This is a genomic window from Parashewanella hymeniacidonis, from assembly GCF_016900895.1.
Lineage (GTDB): Bacteria > Pseudomonadota > Gammaproteobacteria > Enterobacterales > Shewanellaceae > Parashewanella > Parashewanella hymeniacidonis.
Map to the genome: position 1 here is coordinate 42907 of NZ_JAFEUN010000011.1, position 22928 is coordinate 65834.

Below are 22928 nucleotides of genomic sequence, written 5' to 3' on the forward strand. Positions count from 1 at the left end.
CATTACCGTGACTGGCACCAACGATCGACCACTGGTCTCAAACGGCCCGCAAACGGGTAACGTAGATGAAGCGGGCGTCGATGCCAACAACAACGATATCCCAGGCACGGCCAGTGTCAGTGGCGATCTTAATGCCTCCGACGTCGACAACGACCAAAGCGATTTAAGCTGGACACTCATCAGCGATCAATTTGCGGACTTTGGCGAGTTCATCCTCAACAGTGAAACCGGCGAATGGAGCTTCAACCTATTCAATGACTCACCGGTTGTTGAAGCCATGCAAGAAGGTGATACACCTGTCGTGCTGACCTATAACATTCGTGTTAGCGATGACAACGGTAGCTTCAGTGACACCACGGTGACCATTACCGTAACTGGCACCAACGATCGCCCAGATGCAGAGGATGACTGCTATGAAGTGAGTGAGCCTGATGCACCATTCAATACTGCCTATGTTGTTGATAGTGAGAAAAACTTATTACGTGTCAACCCTGCAACAGGCGAGCATGAAGTTGTCGTACAGTTGAATCAATACATGACAGATATAGCTATCTCACCTTCAGGAGTGATGTATGGCATATCGGGCAGTACCCTGTACATAATTGATCCAATAACAGGTACAACGACAGTCATTAATGATTCAGTGCCATGGTCTAATGGCTTAACGTTTGCTCCGAATGGTGACTTATATGCATCAGGTGGCGATAACCTCTATCAATTAAACACAAGTGATAGTGGTCAATTTGGTGATGTGGTTGCCACCTTTGACACCTTGGGTGCCAATTCAGCTGGTGACATCGTTTTCCATCAAGGAGAAATGTATTTTACGACCAGCTTGGGTCATTTAGCTCGTATTGATTTTGATTCATCAGGCAACGCTTTTGCTACAATCATCAAAGAAAATGTTACCGGCTCCACCCTCAATTTTGGATTAACATCAGGTCATGATGGGTTGTTATACATTTTTTCTGATAACAATATTTATACCTTTAATTTCGATACTAATACAGCTGAGTTTGTTAGCAGTTATGGTCAAAATGCTGCTTATGGTGCGGCGCAACAAACTACATTGGTTAACGGTAATGTACTTGAAAACGATACAGACATTGAAAATGACGACCTCATCGTCACTCAAGTTCAATTGGGTGACACAATTGTAGATGCAGGACAAAGTATTGATGGTATTTACGGCACGCTAGTACTCAATGCCGACGGCAGCTTCACATACTACCTCGACAAGAGCCGTGCCGTAACAGCTGGACTTGAAGAAGGTGAAGTCGTCTTCGAAAACTTTACCTATACCGCCAGCGATCAAAATGGTGGTTTAGACACGGCCATCTTGAAAATCAAGATAACGGGTACCGATGACTTACCTGTGATCAGTGAAGATGCTGGAGCGGTAATTGAAGACACTGAGCTGCTTGCAGAAGGCACACTAACCGCAACGGATGCAGATAACCCAGACTTGGCTTTTGTTGCTAACACTGTCAGTGACGTTTACGGCACTTTTACCGTAGATGATGCAGGTAACTGGACGTATACGCTTAACCAAAATGCGACAGTTGATGCACTTGTTGAAGATGAAGAACTCATTAAGACCTTTACGGTCTCCTTATCTGATGGCACTGAAACGACAGTAACGATTAAGATAATCGGAACGGATGATTTGCCAGTAGTGAGTGAGGGCGCAGATACAGTAATAGAAGACACAGACTTATTTGCTAACGGCACACTAACCGCAACGGATGCAGATAATCCGAACTTAGCTTTTGTTGCCAACACTATCAGTGACATTTACGGCACCTTTATCGTAGATGATGCTGGTAACTGGACGTATACGCTGAATCAAAATGCGACGGTTGATGCACTTGTTGAAGATGAAGAACTCATTAAGACCTTTACGGTCGCCTTATCTGATGGCACTGAAACGACAGTAACGATTAAGATAATCGGAACGGATGATTTGCCAGTAGTGAGTGAGGGCGCAGATACAGTAATAGAAGACACAGACTTATTTGCTAACGGAACACTAACCGCGACGGATGCAGATAACCCAGACTTGGCTTTTGTTGCTAACACTGTCAGTGACGTTTACGGCACCTTTATCGTAGATGATGCTGGTAACTGGACGTATACGCTGAATCAAAATGCGACGGTTGATGCACTTGTTGAAGATGAAGAACTCATTAAGACCTTTACGGTCTCCTTATCTGATGGCACTGAAACGACAGTAACGATTAAGATAATCGGAACGGATGATTTGCCAGTAGTGAGTGAGGGAGCAGATACAGTAATAGAAGACACAGACTTATTTGCTAACGGAACACTAACCGCGACGGATGCAGATAATCCGAACTTAGCTTTTGTTGCCAACACTATCAGTGACATTTACGGCACCTTTATCGTAGATGACGCAGGTAACTGGGCGTATACGCTGAATCAAAATGTGACGGTTGATGCGCTTGTTGAAGATGAAGAACTCATTAAGACCTTTACGGTCGCCTTATCTGATGGCACAGAAACGACAGTAACGATTAAGATAATCGGAACGGATGATTTGCCAGTAGTAAGTGTGGGTGCAGATACCGTAGTAGAAGACACGGACTTATTTGCAAACGGAACGCTAACGGCAACGGATGCTGATAACCCAGATTTGACCTTTGCAGCTAACACTGTAAGTGACGTTTACGGCACCTTTAGCGTAGATGGCGCAGGTAACTGGACGTATACGCTGAATCAAAATGCAACCGTTGATGGATTAGCTAAAGACGAAGAAGTTTTAAAGACGTTTACAGTGGCGCTATCCGACGGAACATCAACGACTGTGTCTATCACGATAGTTGGTATCAATGATGAACCTAAAATCAGTAATGTTGAGGCAAAAAGTGTATCAGAAGAGGGGTTGACACCTGATGACCAAGATTTCGTAGGCATTCCAGATCAAACAGGTTCACCAGAAGACAAATCAAACAGTGCCGTTAACACAGGAACTTTTGAGATAGAAGACATCGATAGCGATGAATTAACAGTCTCAATGGGTGAGTCTCCGATATTCTCTGAAAGTGGAGACCTTTTGAGTTTGACGTCGGGACAAATGCCTATCACTTGGACATGGGATCCTAACACCGATACTTTGATAGGCTCGATTGGTTCATCCGCTAACGGTGACTATCAGAAAGTTATCACAATCGCACTGACAGCACCTTCGGATGCTGGTAGCAATATATGGACTTATACCGTGAATTTAGAGGGGCCAATCGATCACCCTGATACAACGGTGGAAGATGTAATATTAGGTCAGTTTGAGCTACTAGTATCAGATGGCAATGGTGGTACAGATACAGCAACGATTTCAATAAGCTTTGAAGATGATCGCCCTGCTGTTGTAAATGAACAAACTGTCATAGTTACTGAACAGGATATACCAAATACCCTAGTGGGTAATTTCTCGCTAATCAATTTAACGAATGCATACGAAATGGACTTTGACGGGTTTACCATTTCAGGAAAAGGATTCAAGTCGAGCGACGATATCACACTAGTTGATGCCACTTTATATAGTGATGGAAATGGAATTGGCGTTCAAAGTGTAGGAGCTCCATATCATCCGATAGCAGGTGAAATTGATTTTAGAACTCTGAATGGTGAGTCTGCCTCAGAAGAAGTTATCTTTACTCTAGATACCAATACGTTAGCGTACGGTGTGAAAATTGAATTTGCTGCCATGTTTGGTGGTAGTGAGGACGAAACCGGTGTCGTTGAATTCTATCGCAATGGAGAATTGATTGCCTCGGTACCATTTACTTCAGATACCTCTAGCGGTAATTTTGCTGCGAACTTCGAAGCTATCGAAGGTGGCTTTGATACCATGATTATTAAAGCTACCGACAATGGTAAGAATAATCCAAATGATAATAGTGACTTTACGATTACCAGTGTTGAGTTTATCGGTGAGCCTGATCCAGTAATTGGTTATGCCAATGGAGAGCTTGAAACCATATGGGGTGCTGACGGACCTGGAGAAATGGAGCTTTTATCCCTGACATCAGGAGAGCTAAGAACAATAGACGGTCAATTAATCACAACGGAATTGTCTGGGAATATTATCCGCGGAGTAGACACAAACGATAATGTTATTTTTGAATTTATTTTTACTCCAGCAACTGGTGAGTGGGATTTCTTACAATACGAAGAAATGCAAGTTGGTGGCAGTAATTCTGAGTTTGAATTTAGTATCAATGTAACCGATGGTGATGGCGATAATACAGTTTCAACCATTTCAGTCACACCGCTTGTCAGTGGCTTTACTGATGATGACGAAGTTATCACTATTGTCGAAGATTCTGGGTTAACGAGTGGGAATGTGATTGATGGCAATAGCTCACACTCTCCAATTACCGTATTGAGCTTCATGATTGCTGGTGATGTTACTGAGTACGTTGCTGATGGCAACGACGTCACAATAACTGACGTCGGTATTTTCAGTCTTGATAGTAATGGCAATTACGAATTCACTCCTACAGAAAATTATTACGGTAATGTTCCGAGTATTGTGTATCAAATGAAAGATGCCAATAACTTTACTGAGCAATCAACCTTAAATATTGAAGTGACACCAACGCCAGATCCGATAGTGATTACACGAGCGGACTCAAGTGCTGTTTCTGAGGAAGGACTGCAATTCGGAACCCCTGATGAATCGGGAGATTCAGATACAACTGATTCAGTGACGGGTGTTGGTCAGATTAACGTTTCTAATCCTGATGGAACTGAGATTTCTCTCATGCTAACAGGACCAGAAGATATTACTTCTCAAGGTCAAGCTGTAGAGTGGCTTTGGAATGCACAGTCAAATACGCTTGTGGGATATGTTGCAGCTACTAATAACTCTGCGTCATATGATGTAATACACCTTAAATTAACCAGTGAGCCAGAAAACTTTGATGGCAATTGGGATTATGAGGCCACTTTGCTGAAACCAATTGATCATGATGTTATCGACTTGGAAGATGATAAAAACATCGATGTTGGCGTACATGTCATATCAGCAAACAATACTGAGATTACTTCTTCAGTGTTATCAGTGTCTGTCGAAGATGATGGTATTGAAGCTAATGATATTGAAACGAATATTATCGTCGACAATTTCGCAATGAGTGGCATGGTTGCCAACTGGGTTGCTTGGCAGGGTGGTTCAAATGTAAATACTAATGATGGCAATGGTGACGGAGGACGCGACCAAATTCGTTGGGGCTCATCGTCTACAAGTTCTGACGAGTCAGGCTATAACTTTGTTGATAATGATGCAGGGTTAGATGGAACATTAGAAATTGGTGAAGACCTATTACTGGGTACATTTACTCACCTTAATAATCCTGTTTATGCCAGTGCTATCGGCCAAGCTACATTAGAAATTACTTTCAGTGTTACAGATTCAAGCGGCAATGAAGTTGATGTTTCTGTTCAAGTTGTATTTGATCATAATGAAACCGGTGGAACGCCGAACCCCGCAGACGAAATTACCATTTTATCTGTAACTGGTTCTTTCTTAGATGGTGCCAATGAATATCAGTTCAGTAAACTAGACTTTGTTGACTCAAATGGCAATGTTGTGCCAATTGGTGAAACCGTATTTACTGAAGAAGGCGGATCGACTGAGTTTGAGTTGGTTGCTCAAATAGATTTGGTCAATGAGCGTCCTTCTGTCACAGGGAACGTAGCCGATGATGGTAACGTACTTGGTGCAGATCAAGGCTATGAAGTTACAGAACTGCTCTTCCAAGGCACAACCTATTTAATTACAGGCTCTAATATTACTATCAATGGTATTTATGGTGACTTAGTGATTAATTCGTCAGGAAACTACACGTATACCTTAACTGAAAATGCTGCAGATATACCTCTAGGTCAAAGCGAAACTTTTGTATATACCATTGAGGATGATGACGGAGACTCAACAACTGCAAACTTTACAATAAACTTAAACTTTGCTGACAACTCACAAACGAATCTCTTAACAGAAAGTGTTAGTAATGATGTCGTAGATATTGAGATGAATGTTGATGATTTTGAACCTGTGCTAGGGCAAGAGCCGTCTATTGATTCATTTATCGATAAGCTCATTTCACTCGATGACATAATAGAAACAGGACACTCTATTTTTGAAATGGGGAATGATATTCAAGGTATTAATACCAGTGAAATAAGAGCCTCAGAATTCGATACTGCAGAGTTTATTCAAGAGATTGAACTTAAGGACGTCAACAATTTGACACAATATGTTGGCACTCAAGGGGGAGACACTGGTATGATAAGCTATCAATCTGAATTTGATGATCAAAGTCAGTTAATTGAAACAAATACAAGTGACGTTTCTCGGTTTAGCTCGAGCCATGGCCCAAAAGAGTTGCATGAAAATGACGCATTTAGAACGGATGAGTTATTACCATAACCACTTGTAAACTTGTATTTAAAAGGGCTTAGGCTCTAGTAACTATATCCTAGTTCGAGTTCAAATTTTACTCGAACTGGGTAAGTCGTCATTGATGGAAGTAGTTACTAAGGGATAAAAGATAATAACAAGGAACAGAGAGTAAAGTGCCTGCTACAACGTCAGATAAAACTGAACAGTGGACAATTTCTGCATCGCAGAGAGTTTTTGCTGATCCATTGCTCGACAGTTTAGTGTTGCTTACAGAACACTTTGGTAACCCGTGCTCAAGTGAATCACTTGCGGCAGGTTTACCTTTGCAGTCCTCTAATTTAACTCCAGATTTATTTCCGCAAGCAGCTTCGAGAGCAGGGCTTTCAGCCAAGTTAGCTCGGAAAAGCTTAAATCACCTTTCTGCGGTGATGTTCCCTTGTGTATTGCTGCTCAAAGACAAACAAGCTTGCATTCTCAGAGAGATTGATTTTGATGCGGATAACGCCGTGATTCAATTGCCTGAATCGGGTGGCGAACAGGTCATGACAATAGAAGCTTTAGAAGCTTTATACGTTGGCTATCTGTTTCTGGTAAAACAACAGTATCGAGGAGATAAAGGATTTGATGTTCATGTTCCTGAAAAACATGGCCATTGGTTGTGGAGTACCGTAAAAGCGGCTAAACCTATCTATCGGGATGTACTCATAGCATCCGTTTTGGTCAATATTTTTGCGTTAGTTTCCCCATTATTTATTATGAATGTTTACGATAAAGTGGTGCCTAACTTAGCGTTTAATTCATTATGGGTGATGGCGATTGGAGCTGGTATTGCCTATTTATTTGATTTTATCATGCGGCAATTACGAAGTTACTTAACTGATGTCGCAGGTAAAAAAATCGATATCATTGTATCCTCACAGCTTTTTGCAAAAGCGGTTGGTATTCCTTTAGCTAAACGTTCCCCCAGTATTGGTGGGATGGCTAAACAATTGGGTGAATTTGATCACATTCGTGACTTTTTAACTTCAGCGACCATCACTGCTTTGGTTGATATACCGTTTGCATTATTCTTTCTTGCGATTATTGCGCTCGTTGCAGGTGATTTAGTCTTTGTTCCTATATTATTGGGTGCCGTTATTATTGGTTTTACTCTGTATTTGCAACCTAAGCTCAAAGCCGCCATTGATGAGGGTAATAAGTTTTCTAGCCTTAAACATGGCCATTTAATTGAGAGTTTATCTGCTCTAGAGTCGATTAAAGCTAATGGCGCCGAGGGGGTATTACAAAAAACTTGGCAGCAAATGACAGGTCATAGTGCCACTTGGCAGTTAAAGTCGAAAAAACTCTCCAATTCCGTGTCAAATGTGGCTAACTTCATGGTCCAGTTGACAACGGTATCAGTCGTTATTCTTGGCGTATATCGAGTGGCTGACGGTGATATATCTATGGGCGGGATTATTGCAGCAGTGATGTTATCAAGTCGTGCAATATCACCGATGGCACAACTAGCGAGTTTAATGACTCGTGCTAACACAACAATGAGTGCTCTGCGTCAGCTTGATGAGATCATGAAACAAGAAGACGAATTTGAAGATAAAGGGCATTTGGCTAGTAAGCAACGTCTCCAAGGTAAAATAGAACTCGACAGAGTGAGTTTCAATTATCCTGAATCTGAAAAGCCTATTCTAAAAAACATCAGTTTATCAATTAAACCAGGTGAAAGAATTGCGATTATTGGTCGTAATGGCTCAGGTAAAAGTACCTTAGCGAAACTTCTGCTGGGATTATTCAAGCCTTCTCAGGGAAGCCTTAGATACGATGGAATGGATGGTGAACAAGTTCATCCAAGTGATTTAAGACGTAACTTTGGTTATTTGCCACAAGATGTCACCCTCTTTCACGGTTCAATTCGAGATAATATCCTTTTTGGAACACGGCAAGTATCAGAACATCAGCTGATCCGGGCGGTTCAATTATCAGGAGTTAATCAGTTCACTAACCTTGAATCTGAAGGATTAGACAAACAAGTTGGTGAAGGCGGATACACATTAAGTCGAGGACAACGTCAAACCGTTGCACTTGCTAGAGCAAGCCTAAACGACCCCGCAATATTGTTAATGGATGAACCAACAGCCAGTTTGGACTCTCGTGCAGAAAAGCTGTTTATTCAGTCGATGGCGCATGTAAGTAAAGACAGAAGTTTATTTTTGATCACCCATAAAATGCATCTATTACAACTGGTCGATCGAATCATCGTATTAGATCATGGACATGTGGTTGCCGATGGCCCTAAAGATAAGATCATACAACAGTTAAATAAAGGGCAATTGGCAGGGAGGTCAGCACAATGAATAAAAAGCTAACCAACCAAGAGCTCGAAATGGTTGATGATGTCTACGGTGCGATGATGACTGACGTTCCAAGTGCTCACAGGATGATCATTTGGTCCTTAGCTGCAATGTTGTTCTGCTTTTTTGTCTGGGCCTTTTTTTCAGTGATCGATCAAGTCACAACGGGTATAGGTAAAGTTATACCGTCATCACAGGTTCAGGTAATACAAAGTTTAGATGGTGGCGTATTACAAGAGATGTATGTGCGTGAGGGAATGGTCGTTAAAAAGGGGCAATCGATAGCACGTATTGATGACACTCGTTTTCGATCTGACTTTGCTCAGCAAGAACAAGAAGTTGTGGGTTTAAGAGCTAATGTAATCCGTTTGCAGGCTGAACTGGACAGTATACGCCTTTCGGATACGAGTACTGATTGGCGTAAGCAGGTTGGTGTTAAATTTACGAAACCAAATTTCCCAGAAGATCTATTGACTGAGGAACCGTTGCTCGTCAAAAGGCAATTCGATGAATATGATGGACGTTTAAACAACCTTAATAACCAGCTCGAAATTCTCGCAAGACAAATTCAGCAACGAGATCAGGAGATGCAAGAAATTGCGTCCAAGATAAAAACTCTCACGACCAGCTATCGATTATTGACACGAGAATTAGAGTTAACTCGGCCATTAGCTGACAAAGGTATTGTTCCAGAGGTTGAATTATTAAAACTTGAACGAAGCGTAAACGATTTGCAGGGCGAGCTACAAACTGTCCGTATTATGCGACCAAAAGTGAAAGCGGCATTAGATGAAGCCATTTTTAAACGTCGAGAAGCCGTATTCAGTTTCGCATCAGATAACCGTGCGCAGTTAAATGAAATGCAAACAAAGCTATCTCGTATGAACGAAGCACAGGTTGGAGCACAAGACAAAGTAAGCAAAGCCGTGATCACTTCACCTGTCAATGGCACAATTAAAACCGTTCATATCAATACGCTTGGTGGTGTCGTACAACCGGGTGTTGACATCATTGAGATTGTTCCATCGGAAGACCAGCTACTAGTAGAAGCGAAAGTCAGCCCAAAAGATATTGCCTTCCTTCATCCAGGTTTACCTGCAGTCGTCAAAGTAACGGCTTATGACTTCACTCGTTATGGTGGCCTAGATGGGACTGTTGAACATATCAGTGCAGATACTACGCAAGATGAAGAAGGGAACAGTTTTTATTTGGTTCGGGTAAGGACTGCCGAATCAAGTTTAACCAAGAAAGACGGCACTGATATGCCGATTATTCCAGGAATGTTAACTTCTGTAGATGTGATTACAGGAGAAAGAAGCATCCTCGAATACATATTGAATCCAATTTTACGAGCTAAAGATACAGCGTTAAGAGAGCGCTAAATGGAAACTGGGAGAAACAACATGGACTTTAAAGGGATTAGGCAGCTTAAGCGCAAACGGATTGCACTTGCCTTGACTGCTTGTTTGTTACCAACCGTCGGCTATAGTCAGTCGTTAGAACAGGCGGTGGCACATACACTTGATACAAACCCTGATATTCGCATTGCTTATAGCCGCTTCAAGGTTAGAGAAGAGCAGCATAATCAGGCTTGGTCAGGCTACTTACCGAGTGTCGACTTAACAGCGGGCTATGGTTATGAATACACGGATTCACCTGCCACAAGACGTGATTCGAATATTGCAGTAAAAGTAGACGACCGCTATGAAGAGCTAAAACGAGGCGAATTTGGCGTGAGTATTCGTCAGCTGATCTTTGACGGCTTTTATACTAGCAGTGAATCTCAGCGTACCAGCTATGAAACGAGTGCAGAGCAGTGGACACTTTTTGCTGCGGCAGAAGATATCGCACTTGATGTAGCTAAAGTGTACGTGAATTATATTCATGCTCAAGAAGTACTGCATTTGTCAGAAAAGAATTTACACGCACATAAAGAAATTTACACGCAAATAAAGCATAAAACAGATCAAGGCCTAGGCTCCGTTGCCGATCTATCGCAAATTACCGGGCGTGTAGCGCGTGCTAATGCTAATGTCATCGCCGCTAAAAATAACTTTGTTGATGCAAGAGCTCAGTTCGTTCGTGTTGTTGAGACTGAACCACAAGATCTTGTCGTCCCTGTGCCTGATATGGACATGATGCCTCAAGATTTAAGCGACAGCTTAATGACCGCAAATGAAATTCATCCAGTGCTAAAAGCCGCTGCAAATGATATTAATGCAGCAAAGTTTGAGCGAGAGTCAGCTCAGTCAAACTATTACCCTAAGTTCACATTAGAGTTGAGTGGTAACCTCAATAATGATCTGAATGGTGAAGATGGCGTAACGGGAAGTCGAAACAACGCATTTATTCCACCTAATGATGTTGGTGGTCATAGTAATGATTATCAAGCGATGGTTCGTATGCGCTATAACCTTTATGCCGGTGGTAAAGATTTAGCTCGTGAGAAAGAATCGGCTTATCGCATTACTGAATCCAAAGAAACTCGTGAAAGAGCTCACCGTCAAGTGGTTGAAGGTGTACATTTATCGTGGAATGCCTATGAATTATTAGGCCCACAAAAAATGTTCATCCGTGAGCATGTCAAAGCTTCAAAACAAACACAACAGGCTTATAAGCAACAATTTAGTTTAGGTCAAAGAACCTTATTAGATTTGTTGGATACAGAGAACGAGTTATTCGAATCTCGTAAAAGTTATTTACAAGCTGAATATGATGAGATCATCGCTAAATATCGTGTGATGAATTCAAACGGTAAATTATTGGATTCGCTTCGTGTTACACGACCTGCAGAATGGAAAGGCGAAGAAGAGCACTCAGGAGGAGTTAAGTGATGAGGACGTTACTAATACTAGCCGCTGTTGCAAGTCTTGGGGCTTGCTCAATGCGTGACACAGTTGACATGGCGGGTGCAACAGCCCAAGTTCATGATTTAAATGACCAAGACAAAGATGGTGTTATTGTTGCTCGTGAGAAATGTATGGGCACAATAACCGGTGCAGAAATTGACAATTATGGCTGTGGAACCGTTGCAACTAACAAAGAGCGTAAAGAGCTTAAAGTTCAGTTTGCGAACGATTCATATTACCTAGCACCAAAATATTATGGTCAGCTAGAAGACATTGCCGCTTTTATGCGAAAGTTTCCAAATACAAACGTGGTGATTGAAGGGCACTGTAGCAAAACGGGGAGTCACCAGCACAACCTTGAACTGTCCAAAAATAGAGCTCAAGCCGTAACTTCAATACTGACAGAAAAATTTAGTATTGATCCTATGCGCTTAGAAGCGATAGGCTATAGTTTTGATAAGCTGATAGATGATTCAGAAAGTGCATATGCACATGCTAAGAATCGTCGAGTAGTCGCTGAGATCCAAGGTAAAGATACTGCAGCAGCGTATAAGTGGACAATTTATACTGTAGATCAAGACGATAAATTATAATTCGTTATTCTGCAGTAAATACTAGAGGGCATTCCCGATTAGTCATTTCGATTTGTTACTGCGTAAAATTGGCATAATCGAGATACGAAGAAAGAAGTTTAGTACGCTAAATGAGAGATGAGTAACGAAGAGTCTGTCAATTTTAGGCGTAACCCGAAGGGCTGTGTATATATTTTGTTTTTTCTGTGTTGTCGAATGTTTATGTAGAATGAATACACCTCACATTTGTCGCCTTGAATAAACAAAAGGTTTACTACAGCAAATCGAAATAGTTAATTGGGAATGCCCTCTAAGGGATAATGAAGTGGTATGAGTCGTAGAACCGGAAAGTACAAGGTTCTGAAACAACTAAAAATAGCCAGCACAATTGTGCTGGCTCTGTTGATCTTAGGGTTTGTCAGTGCTTCACAACCTAACATTGATCGTAATAAAACGATAAATACGGTACAAAAACGCTATGGAGAGCGAGCAGGTAAGCGAACATCAGCCTGGTTTAATGTCATTGATAAAGCTTCGGGTATTCACGAAAAACAACAATTAGAGCAGGTAAATCGATTCTTTAATTTGTTCAATTTTGTTGATGATATCAAGCTTTGGGGGCAATCGAACTATTGGGCAACGCCAATGGAGTTTATTGGTGTGAATGGCGGTGATTGTGAAGACTTTTCTATTGCAAAGTATTTCACGTTATTACAGCTAGGTGTACCAGAAGATAAGATGCGCATTACTATGGTAAAAGCCAATACGCTAGACCAATACCATATGGTGCTTGCGTATTATGAAACACCGAGCTCAATTCCTCTCATTTTAGATAACTTAGATAAACAAATAAAACCAGCAACAAAGCGTACTGATTTAATTCCGGTGTACAGTTTTAACGGTAAGCAATTGTGGCTTAATAAAGAGAAAGGTCGGGGCGTATTAGCAGGTTCTGCTACGCGCTTAAAAAAATGGAACGACCTCAATCAACGACTTGGTGTCAATCGTCTACGATTGCCTAAGTTGAACTTGGAGTAGCAAACTATGACGCTGTTTCGACAAATCTATGCGCTGCTGTTCGGACTATTTTTACTGGTCGTAATCAGCCTTGGATACGTTCAATTCACAGAAACAAAAAGCTTTCTTGAAAAGCAAATGACTTCGGATATTAACAATGCGAGCCATTCTCTTGGTCTAATGTTGGTTCCTGCGTTAGAAGCCGGAGATTTGGCACAGGCCGAAACCTTAATAAATGTAATATTCGAAGGTGGTTTTTATCAACAAGTTAAGCTGAAATGGCTGGTTGATGGAAAAGAACAAGTTTGGCAAAACCCTGTAGAGATTCAAGGAGTGCCGCAGTGGTTTGTGGATTTAAATTTATTTAGACCAATATCGCTTGAAAGTACGGTTACATCAGGCTGGTTGCAGTTAGCCACACTTGAGATCACAGCACACCCAGGGTTTGGTTATCATGAGCTTTGGCGAATACTCCAAAATGCAATTATTCTGTTTTCGATTCTATTCTTAATCGCTATATTCAGTGCTCGATTTGGTTTGAGTTTTTTATTGAAACCACTTCATGGTCTAGCTGAGCATTCTAAAAGTATGGAGAAACAGCAGTTTGGTCCAGATATACCGCTGCCAAAAACCAAAGAGCTGCAAGACGTCGTAAAAGCCTTTAATAGTATGTCGAGCAAGTTAAGTAAAGTGTTCAATACATTGGATCAAGAAGTCTCTAATTTACGAGAAAGGAATCTTATCGACAATGTTTCTGGTTTGCCTAACCGTCAGTACATGATGAGCAGGCTAGACAGCTGGTTAGCCGAGCCTGGCAGTGGTGCAGTAATACTTGCGAAACTAGATTGGTTGGAAACTGTGCACTCAAAGTATGGCTATCAAGTGCGTGACGAAACCATTCGCATTTTGGCTAGAACGCTAGAACATGAATTAAAAGGTGACGCACAATCTGTGGTCACTCGTATCGCCGCATTTGAATTTGCGTTTTTAGTGAGTGATGTCGACTCGGGCAAGTTAGCACATTATCTGCAAACTTTAATTCGAGTGATGAATCAAGAGATCACTAAAGCCGGAGGTAAAGCGAACCAAGAAATCGTGATGGGTGTTGCTGAGCGCATAGAAGGGATGAAAACTTCTGATATATTGGCTCAATCTGATAATGCATTGCAACAGGCGATTCAGCAAGGTAAGACGTATGTATTATTAGCTGCTGATCAAAAGCAAAGCCTAAATCGCGAGCAGTGGCGCGAACAGTTAACGAATGCCATTACCAACAAGCAGTTTAGATTTAGATGGCAATCGATTCATTCTGTCGTGAATCAAAAAGTATTGCATCGCGAAGTCTACAGTCAACTCGAAATTGATGATGAATTAGTTCATGCTGGGCAATTTATGCCATATATTGAGATGTTATCTTTAGGTAGTCGCCTAGATAAATACTTGATTGACTCCATTATTGAGCACGATGTGCTCTCTCAATCAGCAGAGCCTTTGGCTATCAATTTAACCTTACAAAGTATCAGAGATAAAGAGTTTCACGCTTGGTTGAAACAACGTTTATCTAAGGTGTTCGGTAAACATAAATTATGCTTCGAAGTACCAGAAGCCGCTGTTTACAGTGACATGACGTCGTGTATTAAATTGTGTGAATTGATTCAGCAAAGTGGAGCACGAGTAGGTATCGATCATTTTGGTAGGCAACTAGGCTCAATGACATATTTGCAAAACATTCACCCAGATTACGTGAAACTGGATATGTCTGTGACAACAAGTTTAACAGAGCAAGAAGGGCGAGAAATGTGTCGAGCCTTAGTCAATGTGGCAAAAGGTATTGATACAGAAATCATTGTGACAGCAATTGAAAACGAAGAGCAATTGCAGTTGTTCTCAGAGTTTGATATCGATGGTTATCAAGGGTTTATTCACCCACCTTGTGAGATTAAGTAGCAGTTGATTTTTATAGATAATATATAAACAAAAGTGTCTTTTTATAACATTAATATTTTATAATCTTATAAAAAGACACCTCTACTGTTTTTATCTTCACTTTCTTCCTTTCATTATATACACAATATTTAAAATTCTTTTACTTCATGTGGTTATGTATTTCTTGTTGCTAATTATTACTTGTTAATAACAGATAAAGTAATCAAGCCATAGTTGACCAGATTCATTTGTTTGATTAAATATAGTTGAGAATCAAGGCACAAACTTTGTCTCTTTGCTTTAATTCACTATATAAAGGCAGAATTGCATAAAGGCAGAATTGCATAAAGGCAGAATTGCTGTTGTGAATGATGATTAGGAGGTTATGTGGCTGAAGCTAATGTTAGTCCAAATAGGCTTGTATTAACTACCACTGGGGCTGTGAGTGGGGAAGCCCCACATCTACCTGAACTTAGAGTGTCTATTAAGGACAGGAATTATCGTGTAGATGCTCAAGCTCCAGACATAATCAATAAAGAAACGTATGAGCAAGTTTTTGAATTAACAGTAAGCGTTAATAACGTTAATGAAACATATAGAGTGAAATTAACTCAAGAGGGAATATTAAAAACGTGTCAAGTTCGCTTTTTTGTTAACTCTCCTTATGTTACGACAAAAACTAATAAAACAAGTTCTAGAATAACAAGTCAACAAGTATTAAATACTGTATTAGCTACAGAAAAATTTGATGATTCTATCATTGCAAGTAATTTACTCCTTAGCCCTGCAAAAGCGGCAGATATTTTATCTCTTGTATCAACTGACAGAGCTCAGAAACTTTTTAATAAAATTAGAGATATTGAACACTCTCAAGGTTCTGATGGAAAAAGAGTATCAGACAAAATTTTAGTTCAACTTGCTGCAATAAATCCAATGCTTGCAAAAGCACTTATCTGTGAGCTTATAAATAGTGTAAACAGAGATGAGTTTTTTCGAGTTTTACGCTCAGATATTTGGTTGAAAGGTTCTACTAAACATGCTCTAAGTCAAGTTCAAGCTGCTTGTGCTTCAGTGCTCTGCTTAATACCTGAGGCTGATGCTAGAGAGGTGTTATCTGTTTTTTCAGCAAAAGAAAGCGCAAAGAGGTTGTGTCTAGACGATCAGGCACGAGTTGTTAAACTCATGAATAAAACCATAGACAACTACTCACAAGGGGATGCGCTAACTGCTCCAGAACAATCAATAAATATACCTGGTACATGGTGGAGGAGAGCTTATGATGTTGTAGAAACAGTTGAAAATGGAGGATTAATTATAAAGGATATTAATAAAATCCTCTCTGGCTGGGATGCACCATTATTAGCAAATTTATTAAACTCCGGTTTACGCCCAAGTGTTTGCAGAACATTACTGAAAAACTTACCTATAGACAAAGTAAAGAGTGCAAGAGCAACATTAATTTGGCCATGCCGACAATTCAAACAAGCCTGCGACTTAATAAATAGCGGTAAAATTCATTCATATCAAAAACAACGTCTACCTATTTGCCAAAGTCTGGGCCGAAAATTGCGCGAGTTTGATCCAAGGCTTAACCACGGTCAAGAAGGTGGTGTCAATTCAGTGGGCCAAAGTCCAATTAACCCTTCACCAGTACTAGTGCGTAGTAATAGTTCGGCTCAGCTCGCTAATCCAGAATTAATCGTTAGTCGTGGGGAAACTATTCCTCCAGCAGCTATTGTTAAAGTTGAAACATCACCAGTAACAGCTAAAAAGGTGAAACAACAAGAAGGAATTAGTTCTTCATTCAAAAGTGATGAAGCTAATCAGCCAGAAGAACCAAGTCAAAATCTAACTGGACCATTTGAACCAACGGCTTCTAATTTAAGTATTTCTCCTAATCCAATGGTTGATACGGCCGTTATCTTAGAACCAGAAAAAGTTACTGAATCTATTTCTAGCAGAGTAGTTAATGGGGAACCATCAATAAACGCAATTGGAGCAGAGGCCCTAGCTTCTGTATATGAATTAGAACTTAACAATTTAACCCCGACAGAACGTGAAGTTTACGAGAGTATTGTAGAGTTAATTGGTGAAAGGGATTACGAAAATACTTTAGGGGAGCTGGATGAAGCGACACCAAAAGTAAAGTGTTTACTTTTTCGTCATCATAATGTTCTAGAGTTAATAGACAGCTTAGTCGCTCAGGATAAAAGCTACATAGCCGAAATCATTATTCCTTTATTAGAAGAAGGTAGTGAGGAATCGAAGCAAATCGTTTGGATAATCTGTTCTAAATTAGAAAGCAGGAAAAGAGATGAATTACTGAATTATCTTCGTGGTATTGAGGAATGGCAATATGTTAGCCCTGAAGATCAACAGTATCGTGAAGAATTTAAAATTAAACCGTCATCTGAAAAACTTAGCCAGATTTTTCAGGAAATAAAAGAAGATGAATCAAGCCATAAAGCTGAGTCCGTACATCAGGCGTCGCCCACTTCTCCTCAATTTCTAAGTAGAATAACAGGTTTCCATGAAACGGTTCAACGGAGAATTCCAACTACTTCTATTATGAAGAAAAGTTCAGATTCTATAACGACAAAAAGCAGTTCAGCACAACTGAATGAGGAATACAAGCGTAGCTCAAGAATAATTGAAAATGCTTTTACTCTAAATGAAAACTATGAGTCCAGTGATGAAGAGTCTGAAACACAAAGCTCAACTGAATTAGGGGGCTCGTGGATAAAAGTTGATCGAAATGAGTTTGAAGGCTCTGTATGCCCTGAGTGGAGAGAGGGAGTGAAGGCATCAATGACTGCTCCTAGCTCTGAAAAAAGGCATGGTATACATATGTCTGTACCTCCACTTATGTTGAGTTCTGGTTCGGTAACAACGGAGTCTATTGGGCATCCTATATCACCCACATCAAGCGATTCCATGACTTCATCCATTATTCCCTCGCAGCATATGTCATCAATACTTGTAGAGCCTAGAGAGGCAAGTTTAAAAGAAGGTGGAGTAGATCTCAGCCCTGATATTATTAGGTCATACAAAATGGCGATGCAGTCGATAAAACCTTCAGGAGTGGATGAATGGATTGCAGTATTTTTACTTGAGGTTTCAAAGGACTTAAAAAGAGTAGGGAGCTTTACTGGGCTAGAAAAATCCCAATTACGAAATGGACTTGCCGATCTTATGGCACACAGAGCTATTATGCATTCTTGCCAAGATGAAACTGAATCATCAGCTAAAGATCATAGGATACGCAGTGGTGGTAAAGCGACAATGGGCGGATATGTTTTATCGTTACATGATACTCGAGCAAAGTTTGAATCAAAAGAGATAAGGGGAGAAGGCACTGAAGAAATATCTACTTTAGGCATTTTTGTAAACTTAGCAAATGAGCTAAACCCTTATGAATCTTCAGTAAGAAAGACCCAAGCTATAGTTGTTGATAGATTAGAATTAAGGAAAAAAACAGGTATAAAACAAAGAGAGAAAACATCATTTTCCGAAAGTGTCGTAATAGAGGGACGACGTTTAGGCGTTTCTGAAATTGATCCCATTGATTGTGGGGAATTAATGGAAGAAGTTTTTGGTTTAAGTAAATTTTCACTTGAAAAATTTGAAAAAGAAATCAAAGAGTCAGAAACTGCCATAAGAAAAAATAGGAAAAAGTTCGAGGTGCTTAACTCTCAACTCACTTCACAAGTGGAAAGTGTCGAGACTGAGAAGCAAGAGACGGATACACCAACTCAAGAAAATGAAGTTACAGCGACGCTTAGCACTAACTTAGCTGAGCTTGAAAAGGAACATATCTCACTATTAAGGCGAAAACAATATTGGCTTAATGAGGCTGAGAAAGTCAGTGAGCATATGACTCAGAAGAGTTTAGTTAGTATCGATGTTTTCACAGAACGTAAAAATACTCGTCAGGAGCAAATGCTAACAGCTTCTATTTGTAAAAGAAGGCAAGATCTTATAGAAAGAACGTCTCACAAGTCGAAAGCTAAGTTTGATTCGCCCGTGAGAGTGAAAGAAAAGTTTAAAGAAAAATACATTCATGATGAAGTTAACCGAAAGAAAAAAGTATTATCTCGCATCAGTGGCAGCTCGATGAGTACAATGAAGCGCTCAGTTTCTATTAAAGCTGAAAAACAAAGTACAATTGTTCGAAATGGTTATTACGAGGTATTACTTAAAGCTGAGGGAGTTGATGTTGTATGTAATCATGATGAGACGAGCAGGTTGACAAAAGCTGAAAAAGCTCAAATTGCCAAAAACTTTGCAAAGAATTGCTCGGTTAACATCCCTCCTCAAGATAAAGCCATTATATATAATGTCGCTATAGAGTTAGGAATAATTAAAGACCTTGATGAATTCGAAGATGGGGAGTTTAGAAAGGCTGCAGAGTTTTGTTTAAACCCTTTGAGCCGTGAAGTGGTTTTATATATCGCAGAGCATCATGAAGATACATTTATGAAATTAATTGCAAATTCTTGTATTGATCTTAGAACATTGAAGGCCAAAGACTATCCTCACTTAAGAAAAGTACTTCTTGAGCACCCTGCAGTAAATATTACCCCTAAATATAGAGAGAAGTTTATCGCTTATGCAAAAAAAGTGGGCTTAATTGGCACATCGAGCACATGTTCATTGGAGCAATTTGAAGAGGTAATTAAATTCGTTAAATCACCATTTACACCGAAGTTTTTAACACTATTAGCCAAAGAACATCCTGATGAGCTATGCCAGTTGGTATCAGACGTTCAATTTGGCCTTTTATCAGTTGAAGAAATGACCGCCTGTGCAGAAGCCTTTAAGACTTTAATACGAAGACTTAGTAAAACTGAACCATTTACGCAAGGAAATTTTGCTGAGCCAATCGATATGTGCGGTGGAAAAACAATTTTAAATAATATTGAAGTCCCTGTACCGCCAGAACTGATCATAAATTCAGTTAATAAACATTCGATGTTAAAAGTGTTAAGCTCTTTCAGAAAAGGTAGTGAAACAGAAGCCGAGGTTGGTCAACATGGTATTCAAAAAATTAATGGTATCGAGAAGCCTTTTAAATTTGATGATCCCAAAGCCCAAATGCTACTTGCAACAAGCTTTGTAACATTCTATTTGCAAGCATTGAGTTCTGCAGCAGTTGAATCGCTTGATCTTCAATCTACAGAGCAAGTTGATGAAGATGAAAGAGAGCTTACTATGAATACTATTATTCAGTTCAATCAAAAACTAGCAATGCCTATAGCCAAGCTAACTGCTGTTGGTCAAGAAATTCAGCTCATAGCAGAAAAAGAACATGTAACAGAAGAACAATGGTGTCCTATTAGGTATTTTGATCCACAAAAAAATGAAGATAGCACTGAGAGAGGGCAATCATTAGTACTTAATACCGACTCAATTCAATCAACAAGAACAGGCTGGTATTTAAGAAATTGGGTTAAGGAAACTCAGGGAAAAGCATAATAATTTTAGTTGTTTAGGCTATTCATAGATGGATAGCCTAAACAATAATTGATTTATGTATGATACTGCCCTGAATGCTTGACCACAGCATCGATAAAGGCTTTAGCGTGCTCAGGGTCAACGTGTTGGTGAATACCATGACCTAAATTGAATACATGACCTGTGCCGTTACCGTAGCTTTCAAGAATCGTTTTCACTTCTTGTTCAATACGCTCTGGGGTTCCATAAAGCACCGATGGGTCCATATTGCCCTGAAGAGCCACTTTCTCGCCCACACGACGGCGGGCATCTCCAATGTCTACCGTCCAATCTAAGCCTAAAGCATCACAGCCAGTTTCGGCCATTGCTTCTAGCCATAAGCCGCCACCTTTAGTGAATAAAGTAACAGGCACTTTACGGCCATCAGCTTCACGAGTTAAGCCATCAACGATTTTTTGCATGTAGCGTAATGAAAACTCACGGTATGCGTGATGGGATAACGCACCCCCCCAAGAATCGAAAATCATCAGTGACTGTGCACCATTAGCGACTTGTGCATTTAAGTATGAAGTTACTGAATCTGCAAGCTTATCCAACAATAGGTGTAATGCTTGTGGCTCTGAGTAAGCCATTTTTTTGATTTTTTCAAAGGTTTTGCTCGAACCACCTTCAACCATGTAAGTAGCAAGTGTCCAAGGTGAACCAGAGAAACCAATTAACGGTACTTCGCCCTTAAGCTCACGACGAATCGTGCTTACGGCATTCATTACATAGCCGAGTTCATCTTCAGGATCTGGCACTGCAAGTTTTTGAATATCCGCCATGCTGCTTAATGGACGTTCGAATTTTGGACCTTCACCAGTTTCGAAATACAAGCCTAAACCCATTGCGTCAGGAATCGTTAAGATGTCTGAGAACAAAATGGCTGCATCTAAGTCATAACGGCGCAATGGTTGTAGCGTTACTTCACACGCAAGTTCTGTATTTTTACAAAGAGACATAAAGTCACCAGCCTGAGCACGAGTCGCTTTGTATTCTGGTAAATAGCGTCCAGCCTGACGCATCATCCAAATAGGGGTTCTATCAACAGGCTGCTTTAACAAAGCTCTTAAATAACGATCGTTTTTTAATTCTGCCATCAGGCTCATTCCTACCAAAATCTAACTTCATGTTTAGGGGCATTAGTTTACCTGATATTGTGACGTATGTAGCAGCAAAATTTTAAGTCTGTTTGTGCTAAATCAAGATCTGTAATTTTTACTCACAGTTTATTTATATTTCAAAACAAAATAATTTTAAAAAGATCGTCTAAAATTAACTGTAGATGTGATCAAGATCAAAGTACTGGTTTTACCACCCATAAAATACCTCATTTCGGATAATAAAGCGTACGAAAAAGGTTGATTAAATATCGATTTGTTACTTACATTAGGATGTAGGGAATAAATATACTAACGGGATACAAGATGCTAAGAAAGCTAGAGAAGGCCGAACAAAAATGGGGCGGCTCCCATAAACTCATCGATCAGTGGCTAAGCAATCGTCGTACTCTCTTAGTTCATTATTTTCAAGTCGCTGGGCTTGCACCTTATGAAAACACTGAAAATTCATTACCACCTCAAGAAAACATAAAAGCCTTTTGCAATGCTTTGGTCGATTATGTTTCAGAAGGCCACTTCGAAATTTATAATCAGGTGGTCACAGCTTGCGAAAAACATGGTGAAACGAGCCAAGAACTCGCAAGGGAACTTCTTCCAAAAATCAGCAACAGCACTGACTTTGTTTTAGATTTTAATGATAAATATTCAGCAACAAAAAGTGAGAATATTTTATTAGAACTCGATGATGATTTATCTATATTGGGCCCCTCAATTGAGAACCGCTTTAAATACGAAGATGAGTTACTTGAAGTGCTACATGAATATTATACGTAGGTTTTAATTTTCTGAGTTTTTAATTGTTTTTTTAAATAAAAGCCCCGCATTTAGCGGGGCTTTGGTTTTATAAGCCTTCAATCCCAGGGAAGAAATCAGGCTTTACCACATAGCTTAAAACTTATAGCGAGCAATCAACTGTAAATGACCGTGCGAAATGTGGGGTGGAAATCAAAGATGGCACCCATTACTTTGATGATAAAGAAAGCCGTAAAATTTTATTTAAAGAGTTGAGTGCATTTTTAGATAAACACCTTTAAAACAGCGGTAGTGGGCTGATAGCGTGAATTGATCTATGATGGTTGCACGCTAGTTTCATTTCTTTTAGAGCATATCATGCGTCACTCTATAGATGTTCAATGTCCTCATTGCCATGGTGTTTCAATATCTAAAGCAGGAAAAAC

Annotated in this window: 10 protein-coding genes; 9 read left to right on the forward strand and 1 reads right to left on the reverse strand. The window is 40.1% G+C overall.

What is annotated here, in order from left to right; translation table 11 throughout:
• The first annotated feature begins 7 nt into the window (after window positions 1-7).
• From JQC92_RS04135 to JQC92_RS04170, 8 genes are all read left to right on the forward strand, one after another.
• Entirely contained in the window at window positions 8-6451 is a 6444-nt protein-coding gene (locus JQC92_RS04135; protein WP_338049490.1) for a VCBS domain-containing protein, read from the forward strand.
• 146 nt (window positions 6452-6597) lie between these two features.
• The gene (locus JQC92_RS04140; protein WP_204998460.1) at window positions 6598-8775 is read left to right on the forward strand and encodes a type I secretion system permease/ATPase; all 2178 of its coding nucleotides are present in this window, start codon (window positions 6598-6600) and stop codon (window positions 8773-8775) included.
• Window positions 8772-10154 (forward strand): HlyD family type I secretion periplasmic adaptor subunit, encoded by a 1383-nt coding sequence (locus tag JQC92_RS04145; RefSeq protein WP_204998461.1) that lies wholly within the window; start codon window positions 8772-8774, stop codon window positions 10152-10154. Before JQC92_RS04140 ends, JQC92_RS04145 begins: the two co-directional genes overlap by 4 nt.
• A 21-nt stretch (window positions 10155-10175) precedes the next feature.
• On the forward strand, window positions 10176-11606 hold the full coding sequence (locus tag JQC92_RS04150) for a TolC family outer membrane protein (RefSeq protein ID WP_204998471.1): 1431 nt from the start codon (window positions 10176-10178) through the stop codon (window positions 11604-11606).
• The gene (locus JQC92_RS04155; protein WP_204998462.1) at window positions 11606-12214 is read left to right on the forward strand and encodes an OmpA family protein; all 609 of its coding nucleotides are present in this window, start codon (window positions 11606-11608) and stop codon (window positions 12212-12214) included. The genes JQC92_RS04150 and JQC92_RS04155 overlap by 1 nt, the downstream gene beginning before the upstream one ends.
• Before the next feature lie 309 nt (window positions 12215-12523).
• On the forward strand, window positions 12524-13231 hold the full coding sequence (locus JQC92_RS04160) for a transglutaminase-like cysteine peptidase (protein WP_204998463.1): 708 nt from the start codon (window positions 12524-12526) through the stop codon (window positions 13229-13231).
• Window positions 13232-13237: 6 nt separating this feature from the next.
• Window positions 13238-15157, forward strand: a complete 1920-nt coding sequence (locus JQC92_RS04165; RefSeq protein WP_204998464.1) for a bifunctional diguanylate cyclase/phosphodiesterase — start codon at window positions 13238-13240, stop codon at window positions 15155-15157.
• A 366-nt stretch (window positions 15158-15523) separates the two neighbouring features.
• Window positions 15524-20611, forward strand: a complete 5088-nt coding sequence (locus JQC92_RS04170) for a hypothetical protein (RefSeq protein WP_204998465.1) — start codon at window positions 15524-15526, stop codon at window positions 20609-20611.
• A gap of 53 nt (window positions 20612-20664) precedes the next feature.
• On the opposite strand, the gene hemE is transcribed toward JQC92_RS04170, so the two are convergent.
• Window positions 20665-21729: a uroporphyrinogen decarboxylase gene (gene hemE, locus JQC92_RS04175; protein WP_204998466.1), complete on the reverse strand. Its 1065-nt coding sequence runs from the start codon at window positions 21727-21729 to the stop codon at window positions 20665-20667.
• Window positions 21730-22056: 327 nt separating this feature from the next.
• On the opposite strand from hemE, the gene rsd reads away from it, so the two are divergent.
• Window positions 22057-22524, forward strand: a complete 468-nt coding sequence (gene rsd / locus JQC92_RS04180; RefSeq protein ID WP_204998467.1) for a sigma D regulator — start codon at window positions 22057-22059, stop codon at window positions 22522-22524.
• Window positions 22525-22928: the final 404 nt, after the last annotated feature.